2 protein-coding genes are annotated in these 1852 nt (G+C 75.4%); both read right to left on the bottom strand.

The window, feature by feature from the left end; all coding sequences use genetic code 11:
* On the bottom strand, window positions 1–970 hold a 970-nt coding region (locus ACWJ6R_RS35710; RefSeq protein ID WP_449066443.1), incomplete at its 3' end, for a glycosyltransferase.
* Entirely contained in the window at window positions 967–1683 is a 717-nt protein-coding gene (locus tag ACWJ6R_RS35705) for a polysaccharide deacetylase family protein (protein ID WP_449066442.1), read from the bottom strand. The genes ACWJ6R_RS35705 and ACWJ6R_RS35710, both read right to left, overlap by 4 nt.
* Between the last annotated feature and the right edge of the window lie 169 nt (window positions 1684–1852).

The following is a 1852-nucleotide window of genomic DNA, read 5'->3' as shown; positions in this document are numbered from 1 at the left end:
GCGGCGGGGGTCGGGGGGGCACGCGCCGGGCCCCGGGGGCGGCGTCCGGCGGCAGCTCCTCCAGGGCGGGGCAGACGGAGTAGAGGACGGGCAGCCCCGCCGCCAGGCCTTCGACCGCGGCCAGCCCGAACGTCTCCTCCACCGACGGGGCGGCGAGCACGTCCATGGCCGACAGCAGCGCGGGCACCTCCGTCGACTCGCCGGCGAACACCACCCGCTCCTCGATCCCCAGCGCGCGGGCGCGCTCGGTGAGCGCCCCGCGGGCGGACCCCTCGCCGACCAGCAGCAGGACGCTCCCGTCCAGGCCCGCCAGGGCCTCCAGCAGGACGTCGAAGCGCTTGCCGGGCTCCAGCCGTCCCACGCCGCCCACGACGTGCGCGTCCGGCGGGATGCCCAGGCGGGCCCGCGCCTCGTGCCTGAGGTAGGGGTCGTAGTGGAAGGCCTGGCTGTCGATCCCGTTGGGGATCACCTCGATCCGGGAGCGCGGCACCCCCCACCGGGCGAGCCGGTCGGCCACGGTCCCGGAGACGGCGACGGTCACGTCGCCCAGTGCCTCGGTCATCCGGTACAGCGCGCGGACCCCCCGGGTCGCGCGGCGCCCCTCGACCCGGTCCTCCCCCAGGGAGTGCTCGGTCGAGACGATCGCGGGCACGTCCGCCAGGCGTGCCGCCACCCGGCCGTACACGCAGGCCCGGTACAGGTGGGTGTGCACCACGTCGTAGCGCCCGGCGCGCATCAGCCGGGCCAGCCGCCGTACGGCGCGCAGGTCGCGGTTGCCCCGCATGCCCAGGCAGTGCACGGGCACGCCGGTGGCGGCGATGGCCTCGGCGACGGCCCCGGGGTTGGTCAGCGCGACGACCTCGCATTCGGCGTCCAGATGCGGCAGCAGGGTCCTCAGCTGCTGCTCGGCTCCTCCGGTGGCCAGGCCGGTGATGACGTGCAGGACCCTCGTCCGCTGTCGCCCGCTCATCGGCCCCGCCCCCAGCGCAGGCCGTGGCGGAGCCGCTTGGCGCGCAGCCGCAGCGATCTGTCGCGGTCGCCGACGTAGGTCCGCGCGAGCGCGTACCGCCCGCTGAACTCGGAGGGCCGGATGGCGCAGGCGTAGGAGTAGCCGGCCGAGCGGACCGCGTCCACCTCCCGGGCGCCCGCATGGCCGTACGGGTAGGCGAACCCGGCGATCTCGCGGTCGAGCACGTCCTCCAGGACCGCCCGGCTCTCCTTGAGCTCCATCTCCAGCTCGGCGTCGGAGGCGCCGGTCAGGGACACGTGGTGGACGGAGTGCGAGGCGACCTCCATGCCCGCGGCGGCCACCCGGCGCAGGTCCGCCGCGGTCATCAGCGTCTTGCGCGGGCAGTCCCGGTCCCACGCGTTGTCTCCGCCGAGCAGCCCGGCGACCGCGAACACGGTCGCGGTGAAGCCGTGCCGCAGCAGGACGGGGACCGCCTCGGCCGCGAAGTCGGCGTACCCGTCGTCGAAGGTCAGCCCGACCATCCGGCGGGCCTGGCCGGACGCCTCGGCGACCAGCAGCTCCCGCACCGAGACCCCGCGCAGGCCGTGCCGCCGGAGCCAGTCCATCTGGCCGGCGAACCGCCGCGGGGAGACGGTGACGAGCAGCGGGTCGCTGTCGTACCTGTCCACCGAGTGGTACATCAGGATGTACGGCATGGCCGGTCTGCCGGTCACATTCGCCTCGTTCCTGGCGTGGAGCCGATCATTCGCGTGATCTCCTTGGATCCGGTGAGTGCTGCTACGACGGTGAACACGAGCGCGACGGCGGCCGCGCCGAGGACCAGGGCGGCGGGGGCGGACAGGCCGCCGAGGAGGGGGCGCAGGAGCAGCCCGGCGGCGCACG

The sequence above is a fragment of the Planomonospora algeriensis genome (assembly GCF_977012225.1).
This window is presented reverse-complemented; position numbering and strand designations above follow the sequence as displayed.